The organism is Amycolatopsis sp. FBCC-B4732, assembly GCF_023008405.1.
Lineage (GTDB): Bacteria > Actinomycetota > Actinomycetes > Mycobacteriales > Pseudonocardiaceae > Amycolatopsis > Amycolatopsis pretoriensis_A.
Genome location: NZ_CP095376.1, coordinates 8864970 through 8883469, shown reverse-complemented (window position 1 = coordinate 8883469; position 18500 = coordinate 8864970). Strand labels below are relative to the sequence as shown.

At 70.6% G+C, this 18500-nt stretch carries 19 protein-coding genes; 12 read left to right on the top strand and 7 right to left on the bottom strand.

Features of this window, described 5'->3' with window-relative positions; genetic code table 11:
- Positions 1-639, top strand: coding sequence for a hypothetical protein (locus MUY14_RS40210; RefSeq protein ID WP_247017537.1), 639 nt, complete (start codon positions 1-3; stop codon positions 637-639).
- A 73-nt stretch (positions 640-712) separates the two neighbouring features.
- Entirely contained in the window at positions 713-1396 is a 684-nt protein-coding gene (locus MUY14_RS40205; RefSeq protein WP_247017535.1) for an HD family phosphohydrolase, read from the top strand.
- On the opposite strand, the gene MUY14_RS40200 is transcribed toward MUY14_RS40205, so the two are convergent.
- Both MUY14_RS40200 and MUY14_RS40195 read right to left on the bottom strand, forming a co-directional pair.
- On the bottom strand, positions 1397-2047 hold the full coding sequence (locus MUY14_RS40200) for a class II aldolase/adducin family protein (protein WP_247017533.1): 651 nt from the start codon (positions 2045-2047) through the stop codon (positions 1397-1399).
- Positions 2048-2405: 358 nt separating this feature from the next.
- Positions 2406-3338: a hypothetical protein gene (locus MUY14_RS40195; RefSeq protein WP_247017531.1), complete on the bottom strand. Its 933-nt coding sequence runs from the start codon at positions 3336-3338 to the stop codon at positions 2406-2408.
- A 177-nt stretch (positions 3339-3515) separates the two neighbouring features.
- On the opposite strand from MUY14_RS40195, the gene MUY14_RS40190 reads away from it, so the two are divergent.
- The 4 genes from MUY14_RS40190 (at position 3516) to MUY14_RS40175 (ending at position 7452) form a co-directional block, all read left to right on the top strand.
- A complete protein-coding gene (locus MUY14_RS40190) occupies positions 3516-4685 on the top strand; it encodes a DUF445 domain-containing protein (RefSeq protein WP_247025480.1) in 1170 nt (389 codons plus the stop codon).
- A 59-nt stretch (positions 4686-4744) separates the two neighbouring features.
- Positions 4745-5917, top strand: a complete 1173-nt coding sequence (locus tag MUY14_RS40185; protein WP_247025479.1) for a DUF445 domain-containing protein — start codon at positions 4745-4747, stop codon at positions 5915-5917.
- Positions 5918-5953: 36 nt separating this feature from the next.
- Positions 5954-7162 (top strand): DUF445 domain-containing protein, encoded by a 1209-nt coding sequence (locus tag MUY14_RS40180; protein ID WP_247017529.1) that lies wholly within the window; start codon positions 5954-5956, stop codon positions 7160-7162.
- Between the two features lie 92 nt (positions 7163-7254).
- Positions 7255-7452, top strand: coding sequence for a hypothetical protein (locus tag MUY14_RS40175; protein ID WP_247017527.1), 198 nt, complete (start codon positions 7255-7257; stop codon positions 7450-7452).
- Position 7453: 1 nt separating this feature from the next.
- Here MUY14_RS40175 and MUY14_RS40170 read toward each other — a convergent pair whose 3' ends face one another.
- From MUY14_RS40170 to MUY14_RS40160, 3 genes are read right to left on the bottom strand one after another with little or no spacing between them, the layout of a single operon-like run.
- Positions 7454-8335, bottom strand: a complete 882-nt coding sequence (locus MUY14_RS40170; RefSeq protein WP_247017525.1) for a metal ABC transporter permease — start codon at positions 8333-8335, stop codon at positions 7454-7456.
- Between the two features lie 3 nt (positions 8336-8338).
- A complete protein-coding gene (locus MUY14_RS40165; protein ID WP_247017523.1) occupies positions 8339-9184 on the bottom strand; it encodes a metal ABC transporter ATP-binding protein in 846 nt (281 codons plus the stop codon).
- Between the two features lie 2 nt (positions 9185-9186).
- Entirely contained in the window at positions 9187-10098 is a 912-nt protein-coding gene (locus MUY14_RS40160; protein WP_247017520.1) for a metal ABC transporter solute-binding protein, Zn/Mn family, read from the bottom strand.
- Between the two features lie 176 nt (positions 10099-10274).
- Between MUY14_RS40160 and MUY14_RS40155 the strand changes: the two genes are divergently transcribed.
- The 5 genes from MUY14_RS40155 (at position 10275) to MUY14_RS40135 (ending at position 14834) form a co-directional block, all read left to right on the top strand.
- The gene (locus tag MUY14_RS40155; protein WP_247017518.1) at positions 10275-11375 is read left to right on the top strand and encodes a LacI family DNA-binding transcriptional regulator; all 1101 of its coding nucleotides are present in this window, start codon (positions 10275-10277) and stop codon (positions 11373-11375) included.
- 102 nt (positions 11376-11477) lie between these two features.
- Positions 11478-11969: a carbonic anhydrase gene (locus tag MUY14_RS40150; RefSeq protein WP_247017516.1), complete on the top strand. Its 492-nt coding sequence runs from the start codon at positions 11478-11480 to the stop codon at positions 11967-11969.
- Between the two features lie 3 nt (positions 11970-11972).
- A complete protein-coding gene (locus MUY14_RS40145; protein ID WP_247017514.1) occupies positions 11973-12929 on the top strand; it encodes a glycosyltransferase in 957 nt (318 codons plus the stop codon).
- Positions 12930-12938: 9 nt separating this feature from the next.
- On the top strand, positions 12939-13814 hold the full coding sequence (locus MUY14_RS40140; protein ID WP_247017512.1) for an A/G-specific adenine glycosylase: 876 nt from the start codon (positions 12939-12941) through the stop codon (positions 13812-13814).
- A 63-nt stretch (positions 13815-13877) separates the two neighbouring features.
- A complete protein-coding gene (locus MUY14_RS40135; RefSeq protein ID WP_247017510.1) occupies positions 13878-14834 on the top strand; it encodes an N-acetylmuramoyl-L-alanine amidase in 957 nt (318 codons plus the stop codon).
- Positions 14835-14895: 61 nt separating this feature from the next.
- On the opposite strand, the gene MUY14_RS40130 is transcribed toward MUY14_RS40135, so the two are convergent.
- Positions 14896-15642: an alpha/beta fold hydrolase gene (locus MUY14_RS40130; protein WP_247017508.1), complete on the bottom strand. Its 747-nt coding sequence runs from the start codon at positions 15640-15642 to the stop codon at positions 14896-14898.
- Positions 15643-15762: 120 nt separating this feature from the next.
- On the opposite strand from MUY14_RS40130, the gene MUY14_RS40125 reads away from it, so the two are divergent.
- The gene (locus MUY14_RS40125; protein ID WP_247017506.1) at positions 15763-17169 is read left to right on the top strand and encodes a M1 family metallopeptidase; all 1407 of its coding nucleotides are present in this window, start codon (positions 15763-15765) and stop codon (positions 17167-17169) included.
- Here MUY14_RS40125 and MUY14_RS40120 read toward each other — a convergent pair.
- Positions 17155-18456 (bottom strand): ATP-binding protein, encoded by a 1302-nt coding sequence (locus MUY14_RS40120; RefSeq protein ID WP_247017504.1) that lies wholly within the window; start codon positions 18454-18456, stop codon positions 17155-17157. The genes MUY14_RS40125 and MUY14_RS40120 overlap by 15 nt on opposite strands.
- Positions 18457-18500 lie beyond the last annotated feature (44 nt).

Below are 18500 nucleotides of genomic sequence, written 5' to 3'. Positions count from 1 at the left end.
TTGCTCACCCGCCTGTCCCCCCTCACCGAACTGGCCACGCGCCTGCGCACGGCCGGGTTCCCGCTCGCCGTGGACTGGCGCGCGGTCGACGGCTGGTTCCGGCCGTGGGCCACGCAGACCGGCCTGCGCGAAGAGCTGCGGACCCAGCTGCGCACGCTGTCCGGCGCGCAGGCCGCGAAGGTGCTGCGCTCGTCCAGAGAAACGACCACGCACTTCGCCTGGTGCCTGCTGGATTCGCCGTCCGACCCGTTTTCCTTCTGGCTGCACGAATACAAGGCGCAGGAGGACTGGCGGGAGGGCTACGCGGATTCGGTGCACAACCACAGGTACCACTTCTGCACCACCATTCTCCGTGGTGACTACCTTCACGAACGGTACGAAACGACGATCGACCACGACACCGGGCTGATCGCGGCCGCGCGGCTGCGCCGCCGGACGTTGTGCCAGGCCGGCTCCTGCGCCACCATGCTGGCCGACGAATTCCACCGGATCCCCGAAGCGGCCGCCGGGACGATGACTTTCCTCGTCAAATCACGCCCCGTGAGCAGTTTTAGTCTTTCTTTCGACCCGGCCCGCGGAATCGGCCATCGTCACGTTCCGGTCGAGAGCCGATTGGGGGAATTGGCGGACCGCATCTAGCTACACACCGGCGTCAGCGGCGCTTACCATTACTCCACCCGTCTGAACACCACGGCCGGGATGGGAGAGGTGTATGCGCACGCAGGAAAGCACGATCGACCACGTGATCGTCGACGCCGTCGTCAGTGCTGTCGAAAGAAGGGTCCACCAGCTTTGCCGCCAGTACGCCGAGCGGCTGCAGTTCCACGGCTGGCACCACGTCAGTTTCGTCCGCGCGAAGGCAGGCGGCTTCGCCCGCCACAACGGGGCCGACCCCGCGGTGGTCGAAGTCGCCGCGCTGGTGCACGACGTCAACTACCTGGTGCTCCGGAACTCGCCCGCGTCCGCGGGCCGGAACCTGCGCCTGGAAATCCTCGCCGAATGCGGGGTGCCGCCGCACGTTTCGCGGTGGATCGACGAGATCGTCGACGAAGCGGAAATGGCCACGCGCGGCCGCGACATTTCGCTGGAGGCGCAGGCGTTGAGCGACGCGGACACGTTGTTCAAGGCGCTGCCGGTGACGCCGGTGGTGCTGGCCCACCGGTACCTGCGCGAAAACGGGCTGAGCCTGCGCGAGCTGGCGAACAAGATCGTCGGCGAGCAGTGCGACGTCCACGACGAGGGTTACTACTTCTACAACCCGGAGGCGGCCGCGACGTATTCGCGCTGGGCGACGGCGAACCTCCAGCTGTGGCAGTGCATCAAGGAGGCGGTCGACGACCCGACGGTGGTCGAGCTGCTGGACGCGGTGCACGCCGTGGACGCGCTGGCTTCGTAGTCAGCCCTGTCCGTAGCCGCGCAGCCGGTCGACCACCTTCGCCACCTCGGGCGGCGGGAGCAGGCTCGGCCGGCCGGCGCTCTGCGCGAGCAGCCACACGCGGCACGCCCACTCGAGCTGCTGCGCCCGGTGGTAGGCGGCTTCGAGGCCGTCGCCGTAGGTGAGGGTGCCGTGGTTGGCCATGAGGCACCCGCGCCGCCCGTCGAGGGCTTCGAGCACGGCGCTGGCCAGCTCGGGCGTGCCGTAGGTGGCGTAGCGCGCGACGCGCACCGAGGGCCCGATGGTGGCGACGATGTAGTGGACCGGCGGCAGCTCCCGCACGAGCGTGGAGGCGGCGGTGGCGTGCGGCGAGTGCGTGTGCACGACGGCGGTCACGGGCTCACCGTCGGGATCGCGCACGTCCCAGTAGACGGACAGGTGCATCGGGAGTTCACTGGTCGGCTTGAGCGACCCGTCGACCACCTGCCCCCCGAGATCGACGACGGCGACGTCGCCCGGGGTCATGCTCGCGTAGGGAACCCCGGTCGGCGTGACGGCGACGAGGTCACCGGCCCGCACGGAGACGTTCCCGGAGGTACCGACCACGAGGCCGTCACCGACCATCCGGCGGGCGTATGCGCAGACTGCGGCCCGCTCGGTCTCGAGGATCATGCGCAGGTCCCGTCTCGTGGGCGATCAAGCAACTGCTGTGCAGATTGCCAGTCACCCCCGAGCTTCGGCCACCTCCCCACCCGGGTGATGCGCCCCACGGCGTGGGCCGAGCCATTGGCCGGAGCACACCCGACCGGGGATTCATCCCGTGACGGACCGCCCGCGCGAAGCCGATGGGCCAGGCCGTGAACATGCCACTCAGCTTTCCGGCGGAGGGGACTTGCGGTCGCCGCTCATCACGACCTGCTCGACCGGGGGATTCACGCCGCAGCGAGCAGCCTGCGTGAAAAGCGGTGGGCCCGGCGTCTCGACGAGACGCCGGGCCGGGTCGCGAAGTTTCGTGGGTCGCGCGCGCAGCTCAGCCCTTCGCCGCCGGAGCCGGGGCCGGGGCCGGGGCCGGGGCGGAAGCCTTCGGAGCCGCAGCAGGAGCAGGAGCCGCAGCAGGAGCCGGGGTCGGCTTGCGGTCCCCGCCAGACGGAGTCTCCTCCACCGGCGCCAGCAACCGCATCGCTTCCTGGACCGCCACATCCGTAGCCGCGATGCGCTCCGCGACCTTCTGCCGCAGGTCCAACGCCAGCTTCCGGTTCTGGTCCGCCTCCGCCTGCTGGGCCCGGGCCGCAGTCAACGCCGACTCCGTCTCCTGCTTCTTCCGCGAGACCTCGTCATCGAAGGCCTTCTTCTTCCGCGCCAGCTCCTCCGAAGCCACCCGGTCGGCCTCCTGCCGCGCGGCCGCCGCCGCGGCTTCGGCCTTCGCGTCCGCTTCCTTGCGGGCTCGCTCCGCCGCCGCGGCCTGCTCGACTCGCTTCGCACCCGCCGCCGCGTTCAGCTTCTCGATCTCGCCCTTCGCCTCCGACAGCATCCGGGCGCGGTCCTCCTCCGCGTCCTTCGCCAGCTTGTCGGCCGTGCGGCGGGTCTCGTGCGCGTACTTGTCCGCCTGGTCGCGGGTCGATGCCGCGTCCGCCTCCGCCGCCGCGCGCAGGTCCGCGATCTCCTCCTCCGCGAGCTGCATCATCATGCGGACGCGCTCGGCCATCGCGCCGGCGCCGGACGGGCTCGAGCTCATCCGGGCGAGGGCGGCCTTCGTCTCGGCCAGCTCCTTCTGCGCGTACGAGAGGGCTTTCGTGAGGTCCGAGGACGTCGCGACGGCTTCGTCGCGGCTGCGCGACGTCTCGCGCATCTCCTTGGTCAGCTCGGCGAGACGCTCGTCGACCTGGCGCTGGTTGTAGCCGCGGACACCGACCGCGAACTGGGTGGTCTTCGGGGCGGACTGGGGCTTCTCAGGCGCGACCATCGGCACACCTTAGTGAGGCGGGGACCGTCCGCACGTACCGCCAAACGGATGCATCACGGATATTGGAACCCCCGGTGACACCTGGCATCCTGAGCTTGTTGACCAGCGGTTAACGGCGAGGAGGCCATTGTGGACATACTCGCCGACATCGGCGCGCACTGGCACGTCTACGCCACCATGCCGCTCATCGCCGCCTTGATCGGCTACCTGACCAAGCGGGTGGCCATCGAGATGATGTTCCGGCCTCTGGAGTTCGTCGGCGTCAAACCCTTCGGCTGGCAGGGCGTCATCCCGGCGAACGCGCGGCGGATGGCCACCACCGCCGTCGACCTGCTGACCCGCAACCTCGTCGACCCGCAGGAGATCTTCAGCAGGCTCGATCCGGAAGAAATGGTCAAAGAGCTCGAACCGCCGCTGCTCAAGGCCGTCGAAGAAGTCACCCGCGAAGTCATGGAGACCTACCAGCCACGTCTCTGGGAACTACTGCCGACGCGGGCGCAGCGGCTGCTCGTCGAGCAGGTCCAGGCGCAGGCGCCGGCCGTCGTCAAACGGCTCGTGCGGGACGTCTCGGCCAACATCGACGACGTCCTCGACGTCGACGACATGCTGATCAGCGCGATGGTCCGCGACAAGTCGCTGACCTGCCGACTGATCCGCGAGGTCGCCGCGCCCGAGTTCAAGTTCATCGCGCGGTCCGGGATCGGGTTCGGCTTCGTGATCGGGCTCGTCCAGTTCGTCGCGTGGGCGCTGACGAAGGAGCCGCTGATCATGCCGATCTTCGGTTTCGTCACGGGCTTCGTCACGGACTGGCTCGCCCTCAAGATGATCTTCTACCCGCGTGAGCCGCGCGGCTTCGGCTTCTTCCGCTGGCAGGGCATGTTCCAGAAGCGGCGCCAGGAGGTCGCCGCCGACTACGGCGCGCTGATCGCCGACGAGGTGCTCACCGTGCGGAACGTGCTGGAGGCCGTGCTCACCGGGCCGCGCGCCGACAAGCTGTTCGTGATGATCACGCGCGAGGTCCAGCGCACGGTCGACCGGCAGGCCAGCGTCGCCAAGCCGCTGGTCGCGCTCACCATCGGCGGCCGGCAGTACCAGGAGATGAAGCGCGCGGCGGCGGCGAAGGTCATCGCCTACCTCCCCGAAACGGTGAAGCACGTCGAGAGCTACGCCACCGACGCCCTCGACGTCCGGAACACGATCGTCGAAAAGATGCGGCAGCTGACGCCGATCGAGTTCGAAGGGATCCTGCGGCCGGCCTTCAAGCAGGACGAATGGAAGCTCATCGCCGTCGGCGCGGTCATCGGTGGGCTGGTGGGTGAACTCCAGGTGCTGCTCCTGCTGCACTGATCACGGGCCGATAGCGTGCGCGGGTGGACTTCGGCACGCACTGGCAGGTGTACGTCACCATGCCGTTCATCGCGGCGCTGATCGGCTACGTCACCAAGCGCGTCGCCATCGAGATGATGTTCCGGCCCCTCGAGTTCGTCGGCGTCAAACCCTTCGGCTGGCAGGGCGTGCTGCCGGCCAACGCCGAGCGGATGGCGGCCACCGCCACCGAGATGCTGACGACGAACCTCGTCGACCCCAAGGAGATCTTCGCCCGGCTGGACCCGGCGCAGGTGGCGAAGGAGATCGAGCAGCCGCTGCTGCGGGTCGTCGAGGACGTCACCCGGGACGTGATGGAGACCTACCAGCCCCGGCTGTGGGAGGTCCTGCCGAACGGCGCGCAGCAGCTGCTGCTCAAGCGCGTCCAGGCCGAGGCGCCGAAGGCGATCACGAAGATCATGCGGGAGATCGCCGACAACATCGAGGACGTCCTCGACCTCAAGCACATGGTCGTGACGAACCTCGTCCGCGACAAGGCGCTGCTGAACCGGCTGATCCGCGACATCTCGCGGCCGGAGATGCGGTTCATCGCGCGCTCGGGGATCTGGTTCGGGTTCATCCTCGGCTGCGTGCAGCTGGTGGTGTGGGCGCTGACGAAGTCGCCGATCGTGCTCCCGCTGTTCGGCCTCGGCATCGGCTGGCTCACCGACTGGCTCGCCCTGAAGATGATCTTCCTGCCGCGCGAGCCGCGCCGGTTCCTCGGCCTCTACACCTGGCAGGGCATCTTCCAGAAGCGCCGCGACCAGGTCGCCGCCGACTACGGCGACATGATCGCGCGCGAGATCATCACCATTCCCCACCTGCTGGAAGCCGTGCTGCGCGGGCCGAAGTCCGACAAGCTGTTCGCGATGATCACGCGCGAGGTGCAGAAGACGATCGACGCGCAGGCCAGCGTCGTCAAGCCGTTCGTGGCCATCGCCGTCGGGACGAAGAAGTTCCAGGAGATGAAGCAGACGGCGGCGGCGAAGGCCGCGGAGCGCGTCCCGGAGACGATCCGGTACGCCGAGAACTACGCGATCAACGCGCTCGACGTGCGGAACACGATCGTCGACCGGATGAAGAAGCTGAGCGCGCTGGAGTTCGAGCAGCTGCTGCGGCCGGCGTTCCGGCAGGACGAGTGGAAGCTGATCGCCGTCGGCGCGGTGATCGGCGGGCTCGTCGGCGAGCTGCAGGTGCTCGCGCTGCTCGGGTAGCCGGTACGGTTTCGCTCTCGGCATGAGGAGGTCGGATTGGACGCTGTCCTGAACGACCTCGCCGCGCACTGGCCGGTCTACGCGGCGATGCCGTTCATCGCGGCGCTGATCGGGTACGTCACCAAGCGCGTCGCCATCGAGATGATGTTCCGGCCCCTCGACTTCGTCGGGATCCCGCCGCTGCTCGGCTGGCAGGGCGTCGTCCCGAAGCACGGCGGCCGGATGGCGGCGGTCGCTACCGAGCTGCTGACCGAGAACCTCCTCGACCTGCGCGAGGTGCTCGACCGGATCGACCCGGTGATCATCACGACCGAGCTGGAGCAACCGCTGCTGCGCGCGGTCGACCACATCGCGCGCGAGGTGCTCGCCGAACACCACCCGCGGCTGTGGGAGGTCCTGCCGACGCTCGCCCAGGAAATGCTGATCAAGCAGGTCCAGATGTCGGCGCCGAGGATGGTGCGGGAGTTCCTCGACGACGTCCGCGAGAACCTCGACGAGGTGCTCGACGTCCAGCACATGACGGTCCAGCGGCTGACGCGCGACAAGGCGCTGCTGGTCCGGCTGATCCGCGAGACGTCCCGCCCGGAGATGGCGTTCATCGCGCGGATGGGGATCTACTTCGGCTTCGGGCTGGGCCTGGTCCAGACGATCGTGTGGGCGCTGACGCGCGAGCCGTGGGTGCTGCCGGTCTTCGGCGGCGCGATCGGGCTGTTCACCGACTGGCTGGCGATCAAGCTGATCTTCGTCCCCCGCGAGCCGGTCCGCGTCGGCCGGGTGATCTTCCAGGGCAAGTTCCAGCGCCGGCGCGCGGAGGTGGCGCGCCAGTACGGCGAGCTGATCGCGACCGAGGTCCTGACGGTCCAGAACCTGCTGGACGCGGTCCTGCGTGGCCCGCGCGCCGACCGCCTGGCGGCGTTGGTGGAGCACCTGGTGTCGGAGGCGGTCGACAAGCAGATGCCCCTGTCCCGGACGCTGGGCGGCACGCGCCTGAAGGACATGAAGCACGCGGCGACGGTGAAGGCGCTGGAGCAGCTGCCCGACACGGCCCGGTACGCCGAGGGCTACCTGACCGAGGCGATGGACGTCGCGAAGGTGATCGAGCAGCGGATGCTGGCGTTGACGCCGCTGGAGTTCGAGGGGTTGCTGCGGCCCGCGTTCCGGCAGGACGAGTGGAAGCTCATCGCCGTCGGCGGGGTGATCGGGTTCGTGGTCGGGGAGCTGCAGGTCCTGCTCATGCTCGGCTGACCGGGTGACCGCGGCGATCCGCCTGAAACGGTTCGCCACCGCGGTCGTTCTTTCGCTCACCGGCCTGTTCGCGGGTGCGGGTGTCGCGCGAGGTGTACTTCACCGTCGCACTCGGAAACGCCGGCGACATCACCTGGGTGCCGGGCGAGGTCAACATCGGCTTCTACAAGTCCGGTGTCTGCACCTTCTGCAAATCCGTGCGTCCGGACCCGGGTCCGGGCCGCCTACCAGGCCATCGGTACCCGAACTCGGACAGCATCGCGATCAGCGACACGCTCCAGGTGCAGTAGCTCAGGCAGCCGCGACGAGGTCCGGGGCCGGGTCGACCGCCCGGACCCTCGTCCGGCGGTCGCGCTGCCAGGCGATGACCCGGCACACCACGTAGATCAGGAACGAAATCGCCGTCACGAACGCGCTCACCGGCAGGCCCGGGGCCAGGGACAGCACGATTCCGCCGATCGCCGCCACCTCCGCGAACACCACCGAAAGCACCGTGGCCTTCCACGGCGACGCCGTCACGCGCGCGGCCGCCGCGGCCGGGGTCACCATCAACGCGACCACCAGCAGCGATCCGACGACCTTCACGCTCAGCGCCGTCGAAACGCCCACCAGCAGGGCGAACACCACGGTCAGCGTCTTCACCGGCACCCCGCGCGCCACCGCCACGTTCCGGTCCACCGAAGCGAACAGCAACGGCCGGTACACCAACGCCAGCACGGCGAGCACGACCACCGAAGACACCACGAACAACGTCAGGTTCGTCGAATCGATCGTGATGATCTGCCCGGTCAAGATGCCGAACTTGTTCCCGGACCGTCCTTTGTAGAACGACAGGAACAGCACGCCCATGCCGAGGCCGAACGACAGGATCACGCCGATCACCGAGTCGCGGTCCGCGTCGCGCGCGCCCAGGATGCCCAGCAGCAGGGCCGCCGCCACCGCGCCGATCAGCGCCCCGTACTCGACGCCGATGCCGAGCAGCAGGGCCGCCGCGCCGCCGGTGAAGGCCAGCTCGGACGTGCCGTGCACCGCGAACGACATGCGCCGCATCACGATCAGGGGGCCCATCACGCCGGCCACCAGGCCGAGGATCACCGCCGCCACCAGTGCGGTCTGCACCCCGGACAGCTCGGTGATCAGCTCCCAGGTCTTGCCGAAGTCGAACAGATCCAAGACTCAGCCCACTTGCTCTTCGACGTCGTGTTCGTGGTGGTGCGGCTCCTCCTCGCACAACGCGCTCTGCGCGCCCGCGATGTGGATCTGCCCGCCCACCTTCAGCACCTCGACGCGGGTCCCGTACAGCTCGGACAGGGTGGCCGTGGTCATGACCTCGTCCGGCTTGCCGATCCGGAACGAGCCGTTGACCAGGTACAGCACGCGGTCGACGAACGGCAGCACCGGGTTGATCTCGTGCGTGACGAACAGCACCGCGGTGTCGGCCGTGCGCCGGCGGCGGTCGATCAGCTCGCTGATCGCGCGCTGGTGCGCCAGGTCGAGCGACAGCAGCGGCTCGTCGCAGAGCAGCACCTCGGGGTCGCCGACCAGGGCCTGCGCCACCCGCAGCCGCTGCTGCTCACCGCCGGACAGGCGCCCGACCGGCTGCTTCGCGTACCGGGTCGCGCCCACCGCGTCGATCGCTTCGGCGACGAGGCGGCGCCGGGCCGCCATGCCGAACAGGCCGGGGCCCCAGCGGTGGCCGTCGAGGCCCAGCCCGACCAGGTCGACGCCGCGCAGCGTCAGCGACTCGTCGATCGCGCGCTGCTGCGGGATGTAGCCGATCTTGCGGTTCGCGCCGCCCGGGCGGCCGCCGGCGATCTCGACCGTGCCCGCCGAGAGGTCCTGCATGCCGAGCAGCGCCTTCAGCAGGCTGCTCTTGCCGGACCCGTTCGGGCCGAGGACGGCGAGGAACTCGCCCGGCTCGACGACCAGGTCCAGGCCCGACCAGAGGGTCCGGGGGCCGAACGCCAGACCCGCCCCGCGGACCCGGACCGCGGGGCGTACGTCGTCGGAGACAGGAGACATGGCTACTTCAACGCTCCTGCCAGCGCGTCCACTTCCCCGGTCATCCAGCCAATGTAGTCCGTCACACCTTGCGGCAGCGTCTCGGTCACGTCCACGACGCCGATCCCGGCGGCCTTCGCCCGCCCGACGACGTCCTGGGTCAGCGGGGTGACCGTCTGCGCGTTGTTGATCAGCGCCTTGACCTGCTTGGTGGCGATGAGCTGCTGGTACTCGTTCACCGCGCCGGCCGGGACGTCGGTGTCGTTCTCCACCGCGTCCGAGAACGCCTTGGGCGTCGCGTCGGTCAGCTTCGCGCTCTCGAGCAGGTAGTGCGCGACCGGCTCGGTGACGACGACCTTCGTGCCCGGGTGCGACGCACCCAGCTCGCCGAGGCGCTTCTCCAGCGCGCCGGCCTTCGCCTTGAACGCGGCCGCGTTGTCGGTGAACGCCTGCTTCGACGCCGGCTGGAGCTCGCCGAGCTGCGCCGCGAGCTGGTCGGCGACCTTGCCGACGCCCGGCAGGTCGTACCAGACGTGCTCGTTCTCGTCGCCGGTCGCGGCGATGTCGTACGCGACGAGCTTCTTGGCGTCCCCGGCCTGGCCGGTGAGCTTGTCGAAGAACTCGTCGTACCCGCCGCCGTTGGACAGGAGCAGCTTCGCGTCCTTCGCCGCGAGGGCGTCGTCGGCGGTGGTCTCGTAGGAGTGCGGGTCGGCCGACGGGTCGTGGATGACCGACTTGACCTCGACCTTGTCGCCGCCGACGGCGCTGACGACGCTGCCCCAGACGTCCGTCGAGGCGACGACCTTGATCTTTTCGGAGCCACCGGACTGCGCGCCGCCGTCGGAACCGGATGTCCCGCCGGAGCACGCGGCCAGCGCGAAGAGGGACAGGGCCGAAGCGGCGGCGAGCACGTTCCTGGTGCGGCGGGAACTCATGCGGAACTCCTGGAGACGCTAATGGAAACCGTTGTCAGATTCACCTTACCCCATCCGGATGACTTCCTGGCCATCCGATCCCGGTTTGGTGTATGCGTCTTCGCGCATGCGGATCGAGACATCGACCACGCGGGGTGTCTCTTCATGAATTCGATCTGAACCGTTACGGTTTGCTGATGGGACGTCCTATTCGCACCCGGAGGCAGGCGACGCTGGCGTCGCTCGCGGCGGAGCTCGGTGTGTCCAGGACCACGGTGTCCAACGCCTACAACCGGCCGGACCAGCTGTCCCCCGAACTGCGCCGCCGGGTCCTCGAGACCGCGCGGCGCCTCGGCTACCCCGGGCCCGACCCGGTCGCCCGCTCCCTGCGCACCCGCCGGGCCGGCGCCGTCGGGCTGCTGCTCACCGAGAACCTCTCCTACGCCTTCCGCGACCCCGCCGCCGTCGGCGTGCTCGAAGGACTGGCCCTGGCCTGCGAAGACGCCGGTGTCGGCCTCCACCTGGTGCCGGCGAGCCCGGGCCGCGAGGACGTCGCCGCGGTGCACCGCGCGGGCGTCGACGGGTTCGTCGTCTACTCCGTGCCCGACGACGACCCGAGCCTGGCCGCCGTGCTGGAGCGCCCGGTGCCGACGGTGATCATCGACCAGCCGAGCATCGAGGGCATCGACCGCGTCGGCCCGGACGACGCCGCCGCCGTCGGCAAGATCGCCGAGCACCTGGTCGGCCTCGGCCACCGGCAGGTCGGCGTCATCTGCATGCGGCTGGCCCGCGAGCGCAACGACGACTTCGTGTCCCCGGCGCGCCAGAGCGGCGCGCACTTCCACGTCCAGCGCACCCGCCTGGAAGCCCTGGCCGTGGCGTTCTCGGCGGCCGGCGTCGACTGGGCCGGCGTCCCGGTGGTCGAGCGCTTCGACCACACGGTGGACGACGGCGCGTCGGCGGCACGCCAGCTACTGGACGCATATCCGCAGATCACGGCCGTGATCTGCACCTCGGACATCCTCGCGCTCGGCGCCATGGCCGAGGCCGAACGGCGGGGGCTGCGCGTACCGCAGGACCTGACCGTCACCGGCTTCGACGGCATCGCCGAAGCCGAGCGGATCGGGCTCACCACGGTCCACCAGCCGGTGCTCGAGAAGGGCAAGACGGCCGGGCGCCTGCTGCTCGGTTCCGCCGAGCGCAGCGCGCCGAAGGTGATCACGCTGCCCACCGAACTGCGCGTCGGGCGCACGTCGGGGCCGCCGCGGACGGTCGAGGAGCCCTGGTTCGGCGGGTAGAAACCCGTGACATTGCTCGTACTGCATTGCTCGATCGCGCACCGCCCGGTCCAATGGGGTGGACAAGCCCGCGCCGCGGGGCCACTGGCCGGAAGGTGACCGATGACCTCGATCGACGTACTGCTCAAGCGCAACCAGGAACTCGGCGAGGTGACGCCCGGTGACCGGTCGTCCCCCAAGCCCTCGCTCCAGGTGGCCATCCTGACCTGCATGGACGCCCGGATCCGGGTGTTCGAGCTGTTCGGCCTCCTGCAGGGCGAGTCGCACGTCCTCCGCAACGCGGGCGGCGTCGTGACCGACGACATGATCCGTTCGCTGGCCCTCTCGCAGCGCAAGCTCGGCACCCGCGAGGTGCTGGTCGTGCAGCACACCGAGTGCGGCCTCTCGATGGTCACCGAGGACGACTTCAAGGACGAGCTGGAGACCGACACCGGCCTGCGCCCGACGTGGTCGGTCGAGGCGTTCCGCAACGTCGAGAACAGCGTCCGGACGTCCGTGGAGCGGGTTCGGCGCAGCGCGTACCTGCCGCACACGGAGAACGTGCGCGGGTTCGTCTACGACGTGAAGACCGGGAAGCTGACCGAGGTCCAGTAGGCCTTGCGGGTCCTTTTCGCCGGTCTGGCGTCGGCCGGCCACACGTACCCGATGGTCCCGCTCGCGATCGCGGCGCGGGACGTCGGGCACGAAGTCCACTTCGCCGCCGGCGAGCACGTCCACGCGCCGCTGCGCCGGCTCGGGCTCGGCCCCTTCCGGCCCGCGGACGCGTTCTACGAGATCTACGCCGAAGACCTGGCGCCGGACCTGGCGCGGCTGCGGCCGGACCTGGTCGTGCACGGGTGGGGTGTCCCGGAAGCGGGCGTCGCCGCGCGGCGCGCCGGGATCCCGGCGCTCTGGCACGGCTTCGGCAGGCTGGTGCCCGAGGGCATCGGGTTCGAGCGCCCGTCCGGTGGCGTGCACGTCGACATCTGCCCGCCTTCGCTGCAGGACGCGGGCTTCCTCGCGACCGCCGAGCGGATCGCCCTGCGCCCGGTGCCCTTGTCGGAGCCGGCGCCGCCCGTGGCCGGCGGACCGCTGATCTTCCTGACGCTCGGCACCGCGTTCGGCACCCCGGAGGTGCTCACCACGGCGATCCGCGGCCTGGCCGCGCTCGGCGAGCACGTGGTCGTCGCCACCGGCCGGGTGCCGCCGGCGGACCTCGGCGAGGTGCCGGGCAACGTCACCGTCCGGGCGTGGGTGGAGCAGACCGAGGTCGTGCCGCACGCGGACCTCGTCGTGCACCACGGCGGCAGCGGCACCACCCTCGGCGCGCTCGCCGCCGGTGTCCCGCAGCTGGTCCTGCCCCAGGGCGCCGACCAGTTCGCCAACGCCGAAGCGCTCCTCGCCGCCGGCGCCGCGGTACGTCTCCTGCCCGGTGAGCTGAGCGCGGACGCCGTCACCGAGCAAGCCCGGCAGGCGGCCGCCTGCCGCGACGCCGCCCGAGCACTGGCCGAGGAGATCGCCGGGATGCCGTCGCCCGCCGAGGTCGCTCGCGAGCTGCCGAAGCAGGCGAAGTAGCCTCCCGGCGTGGCTGTGGACGCTGACGTACTGCTCGACTGGTTCTCCGCGCACGGCCGGGACCTGCCCTGGCGCGAGCCGGACTGCTCGGCCTGGGGTGTGCTGGTCAGCGAAATCATGCTGCAGCAGACCCCCGTCGTCCGGGTGCAGCCGATCTGGCACGAGTGGCTGGCGCGCTGGCCGGTGCCCTCGGCGCTGGCCGCGTCGTCGCAGGGCGAAGTCGTGCGGGCCTGGGGCAAGCTCGGCTACCCGCGCCGCGCGCTGCGGCTGCACGAAGCCGCCGGCGTGATCGCGCGCGACCACGGGGACGTCGTCCCGTCCGATGTGGACACCCTGCTCGCGCTGCCCGGGATCGGCGCCTACACCGCCCGGGCGGTCGCCGCGTTCGCCTACGGGCGGCGGGCGCCCGTCGTCGACACCAACGTGCGGCGGGTCGTCGCGCGGGCCGTGCACGGGGCCGGGGACGCCGGGCCCGCGTCGAACACCCGGGACATGAACGACGTCGAGGCGCTGCTGCCGGCCGAGGACGCGCCCGCCGCGAAGTTCTCCGCCGCGATCATGGAGCTCGGCGCGCTGATCTGCACCGCGCGCTCGCCGAAGTGCGCCGACTGCCCGATCTACGACGAATGCGCGTGGCAGCTGGCCGGGCGCCCGGAGTACGCCGGCCCGGCCAAGCCCGTGCAGAAGTTCGCCGGCACCGACCGGCAGGTCCGCGGGCGGCTGCTGGACGTCCTGCGCGGCAGCGAAGGACCGGTCGAGAAGGCGAGGCTGGACCTCGTCTGGCACGACGCCGGGCAGCGCGACCGCTGCCTGGATTCGCTGCTGACGGACGGTCTCCTCGAACAAACCCGCGACGGTCTCTTCGCACTACCGGGTGAACACTGACGCACTACGACCAAAGTTGGTCAATAGTTGTCATCGGCGCGATGCGGGGTTACCTTTCTCCGCATGGTCACTGTTGACCGCCGGACCCTGCTCAAAGCGGGGGCGACCGCGACCGCGGCCGGCGCACTGGGGATGACGACCACCGGGACGGCCGCGGCGGCCGTGCCGACACCGACGATCCACCCGACGTCCGAGTGGGGCGCGCGGCCGGCGAGCGGCGCGATCGTGGTGGAGAACCACAGGCCGACGTACATCGTCGTGCACCACACGGTGGACCCGGGCAACAACACCGACTACTCGCTGGCGCACGCCCTCCAGATCTCGCGCGACATCCAGAACTTCCACATGGACACGCGCGGCTGGATCGACACCGGCCAGCAGTTCACGAACAGCCGCGGCGGCTACGTCACCGAGGGCCGCCACCGCAGCCTCGAAATCCTGCGCGGCGGCACCCAGCACGTCCAGGGCGCCAACGTCGGCAACCACAACAGCGAGTGCATCGGCATCGAAAACGAAGGCCTCTACAGCACGGTCGACGTCACGACGGCGCTGTGGAACTCGCTGGTCGGGCTGGTCGCCTACATCGCGCACCAGTACTCGATCACGCCCGAGTTCATCAAGGGCCACCGCGACTTCAACTCGACCGAGTGCTGCGGCCAGGTGCTCTACGACCGGCTGCCGGAGCTGCGGACCGCGGTCGGCCGCGTCCTCGGCGTCTCGGTCGCGCGCACCGAGGCGGAGTGGCCGCTGCTCAAGCCGGGCGCGACCGGCAAGAAGGTGCAGCTGGCGCAGCAGTTCCTGCGATCGTCGGGCTTCGACGTGCCGACCGACGGCGTCTTCGGGAAGTCCACCACGGACGCCGTGGCCGCGCTGTCCGCCCGGGCCGGCCTCGAGCAGGACACCTGCACCGCGGCGAAGGCGGCGGACGAAACCGGCTTCCTCGGCGCCGACGTCTGGCCGCTGATCGTCCCCTCCGACCGCTCGACCGCCGCTTGGCGGGCAGACCTGTCCCGCACCTGAAGCGCACTTTCACGTGAAAGTGCGGCCCCCAGGTGCGCACTTTCACGTGAAAGTGCGGGCTTCAGCGGGCGAGGACGCTGCTCAGGAAGGCCTCGACCGCGCCTCGGTAGGTCTCCGGGGCCTCGTCGTGCGGTAGGTGCGCGGACCCGGGCACGACGAGGTGCTTCGCGCCCGGCACGCGCGCCGCGACGGCGGCCTGCTGGCCGGGCGGCATCGCCGTGTGCTCGCCCTCGACCAGCAGCAGCGGGCAGCGGATGGCGTCGACGACGTCCCAGTAGTCGCGGCGGCCCCACTCGGCCGCGATGACGTAGAGGTCCTCCAGGTCGGCGACCAGGTGGTAGCCGTCTTCACGCTCCTCGACGCAGTCGGCGAAGTACTCGCCCGCGTCGCCGAAGAACTCGCGGACGTGGCCGAGCGACTTGAACGGCACGGGCCAGCTCTCGAAGTACCCGCGCCAGGTCTCGACGGTCCGGCCGCGCTGGTCCGGCGCGAAGTCCTCGGACACGACCGCGCGCACCAGCTCCGGGTAGCGCGCGGCGGTCGTCCACGCGTGCAGGCCGCCCATCGAATGCCCGATGAGCACGGCCGGGCCCGCGTCGAGGGTCCGGAGCGCTTCGGCGACGTCGTCGGTGAAGCGCTCGGTCGTCCACGGGCCGACGCGCGGGGCGCTGCCGTGGCCACGCGCGTCGAGGCCGTACACCGCGCCGTAGGGGCGAAGCCACTCCGCGACCCGCCGCCACGTTCGCGCGCGGCCCATCAATCCGTGGAGCAGAACGATCGGCACGCCGGTGCCGCCGAAACAGAGCACGCGGCCACCTAACCACAAAAGGCCTGGTGCGGAACGTGACCGAGTGATCGCTTTCCATCCCCACTCCGCCACCACCTCAACCGAGAAGCTGCGCTTCGCCTCGTCTCCTATGGTGTTCGTATGCGCCGCCGACTCGCTGCCCTCGCCGTCTGCGCCGCGGTGATCCTCGCCGCGGCCTGCGGCGGTGACGCCGTCCCCGGCGTGCCCCAGCCGCCGCCGATGCACCCCTTCCCGGGTGCGGCCGGCGCCGGTGATCCGTATTACCCGGATGACGGCAACGGCGGCTACGACGCACTCGGCTACCAGGTGGGCGTCACGTACGACCCGCCGAGCGGCCACCTCGACGGCGACACGACGGTCACCGCGAAGGCCACCCAGGACCTCAGCCGCTTCGACCTCGACCTGCGCGGGCTGACCGTGCGGAGCGTCGAGGTCGACGGGCAGCCGGCCCGCTTCAGCCGGGAGAAGGCGCACGAGCTGGTGATCACGCCGTCGTCGCCGGTCCGCGCGGGCGCGACGTTCCGCACGCGGGTGACCTACGGCGGCGAGCCGGCGAAGACCCCGCACGAGGGCGGCAGCGAGAACGGCTGGCAGCGCTCGGCCGACGGCGGCGCGTTCATGGTCGGCGAGCCGCACTCGGCGGCGTTCTGGTACCCGGTCAACGAGACCCCGCGCGACAAGGCCACCTTCACGCTCACGGCGCACGTCCCGGCCGGCTGGACGGTGATTTCGAACGGCCGCGAGGGCCCGCCGGGCACCTGGACCGAGCCGAACCCGGTGGCGAGCTACCTGACGACGATCGCGATCGGCAAGTTCAGCGTCGACAAGTCGACCCTGCCCGACGGCACCCCGGTGGTGTCGGCGTACGCCCCGGGCGCCGAGGCCCACCGCGCGATCGGCGACCGCCTGCCCGAGGTGCTCGGTTTCCTGACCGCCGAGTTCGGCCCGTACCCGCAGTCGGCGGCGGGCGGCATCTTCCTGAACGAGGACGTCCACTTTTCGCTGGAGACGCAGACGCGGCCGACGTACGCGAAGTGGGCGGACCTGCCGACGCTGGTGCACGAGAACGCCCACGAGTGGTTCGGCGACTCGGTGTCGCTGCGCGATTGGTCCGACATCTGCCTGAACGAGTGCTTCGCGTCGTACGCGCAGTGGCTGTGGGCCGAGCGCGAGGGCCAGAGCCTGGACGACCGCTACCGCGCGGCGATCGAAATCACCCGCGGCAGCACGGACTTCTGGTCGCAGAAGCTGGTCGGGATGGGGCAGGGCCACGAGTTCGAGGGTGTCTACAACAAGGGAATCCTGGCGCTGCACGCGTTGCGCCGCGAAATCGGCGACCCGGCGTTCGGCCGGCTGCTGAAGGAGTGGCCCGCCCGCTTCCGCCACGCGAACGCGACGTGGCCGGACTTCGAGGCGATGGCGACGAAGGTGAGCGGCAAGGACCTGCGCCAGTTCTTCACGGCATGGTTCCACGGCACGACACTCCCCGCGGACGCCGACCTCTTCCCCGGCTCACTGCGCAGCTGAGCTGCCCAGCAACGACCGCGTCAGTGCACTCCGCGCGTCCTGCATCTCCCGCAACGCCGTCGTCAGCTCCTCGTCCCCGACCACCCCTTCCGTCGCCTCGACGATCGGCGCGAGATCCGCCGTCAACCGCAAACCGCGGCCGTACAAGCGAAGCAGCGCTTCACGGCCCACCGCGTCCGGCAGCGGGATCTCCACCGCCAGGTCGACCCGGCCCGGGCGGTCCGCAAGCGCTTTCTCCAGCTCGCTCGCCCGGTTGGTCGTCAGCAGGAACGTCACGTCCGCGTCGCCGCCCATCGCGTCGAGCAGGGTGAACAGCAGCGGCTGCACCTGCGGGCCGTAGCTGCGGTCCTGGGCGATCAGGTCGACGTCCTCGAGCACGACCACGCTCGGCTGCAGGCGGCGGGCCAGCTCGGCGGCCTTGCCGACGAAGCGCATCGCCGTACCGGTCAGGATGATCACCGTGGTGGCCGGGAGGCGGCCCATCAGGTAGCGGACCGTGTGCGTCTTGCCGGTGCCGGGCGGGCCGTGCAGCAGCAGGCCGCGCTTGAGGTGCTGGCCCGCCGCCGGCAGCCGGCCGCCGTGTTCGGCGATGCCGACCGTGTGGCGCTCGATCGCGTCGAGCACGCCCTCCGGCAGCACGACCTCCTCGTCGGTCAGGGCGGGCCGCGGGAGGAACGTGAGGAGTTCGTTGGCGCGGTGCTCGCTGGTGCCGAAGGCCAGCACCTGCCCGCGCAGGAGGTCGTGCTCGGCCATCAGCCGCTCGACGCGGTCGCGCACTTCGGTGGCGGTCGCCCGTGACGTCGAGAGGACCTCCAGCCGGCACTGCTCGAGGCCCCACTGCGGGGTCGCGCCGCGGATGGCCACCAGCACCGGCTCGCCGCCCGGCGCGCTCGTGCCGACCAGCCCCAGCTGGACGGCTTCGGTCGCGTCGTGCGGGCCGGTCGCCGTGGTGGTGTAGTCCACCGAGCCCAGCTCGTACATCCCTTTGCTGCGCGCGGTGGCGAGCATCCCGATCAGGTCCTCGTGCGTGCGCTGGCCGCCCGCGATGCCGAACCAGCCGACGGCCGTGCCGTGCTCGGCGAGGTAGGCGTCGACGCCGCGCTGGATGTTGGCGTGCTCCCACATCGGCCAGTTGCGCGTCACGACCACCACTTCCGGCAGCGGCGCCTCCAGGTGGCCGGTCACGCGGTCGATCAGCTCGTTGCCCGCGCCGCCCGCCACCTCGTCGGCGGTGGCGCGGACGATCCGGGCGATGTCGGTGGCCAGGTCCCGCTCGGTGCTCCCCATGACACCAACAGTGGCTCGGGTCACACCGCGGAGCCAACTACGCT

Excerpts from the sequence above, each read along its gene's own strand:
- MUY14_RS40120 (WP_247017504.1), bottom strand. The coding sequence starts at position 18,456 with ATGGGGAGCACCGAGCGGGACCTGGCCACCGACATCGCCCGGATCGTC.
- MUY14_RS40155 (WP_247017518.1), top strand. The coding sequence starts at position 10,275 with ATGGGACGTCCTATTCGCACCCGGAGGCAGGCGACGCTGGCGTCGCTC.
- MUY14_RS40200 (WP_247017533.1), bottom strand. The coding sequence starts at position 2,047 with ATGATCCTCGAGACCGAGCGGGCCGCAGTCTGCGCATACGCCCGCCGG.
- MUY14_RS40195 (WP_247017531.1), bottom strand. The coding sequence starts at position 3,338 with ATGGTCGCGCCTGAGAAGCCCCAGTCCGCCCCGAAGACCACCCAGTTC.
- MUY14_RS40125 (WP_247017506.1), top strand. The coding sequence starts at position 15,763 with ATGCGCCGCCGACTCGCTGCCCTCGCCGTCTGCGCCGCGGTGATCCTC.
- MUY14_RS40165 (WP_247017523.1), bottom strand. The coding sequence starts at position 9,184 with ATGTCTCCTGTCTCCGACGACGTACGCCCCGCGGTCCGGGTCCGCGGG.
- MUY14_RS40190 (WP_247025480.1), top strand. The coding sequence starts at position 3,516 with ATGCCGCTCATCGCCGCCTTGATCGGCTACCTGACCAAGCGGGTGGCC.
- MUY14_RS40205 (WP_247017535.1), top strand. The coding sequence starts at position 713 with ATGCGCACGCAGGAAAGCACGATCGACCACGTGATCGTCGACGCCGTC.
- MUY14_RS40150 (WP_247017516.1), top strand. The coding sequence starts at position 11,478 with ATGACCTCGATCGACGTACTGCTCAAGCGCAACCAGGAACTCGGCGAG.
- MUY14_RS40160 (WP_247017520.1), bottom strand. The coding sequence starts at position 10,098 with ATGAGTTCCCGCCGCACCAGGAACGTGCTCGCCGCCGCTTCGGCCCTG.
- MUY14_RS40185 (WP_247025479.1), top strand. The coding sequence starts at position 4,745 with ATGCCGTTCATCGCGGCGCTGATCGGCTACGTCACCAAGCGCGTCGCC.
- MUY14_RS40135 (WP_247017510.1), top strand. The coding sequence starts at position 13,878 with ATGGTCACTGTTGACCGCCGGACCCTGCTCAAAGCGGGGGCGACCGCG.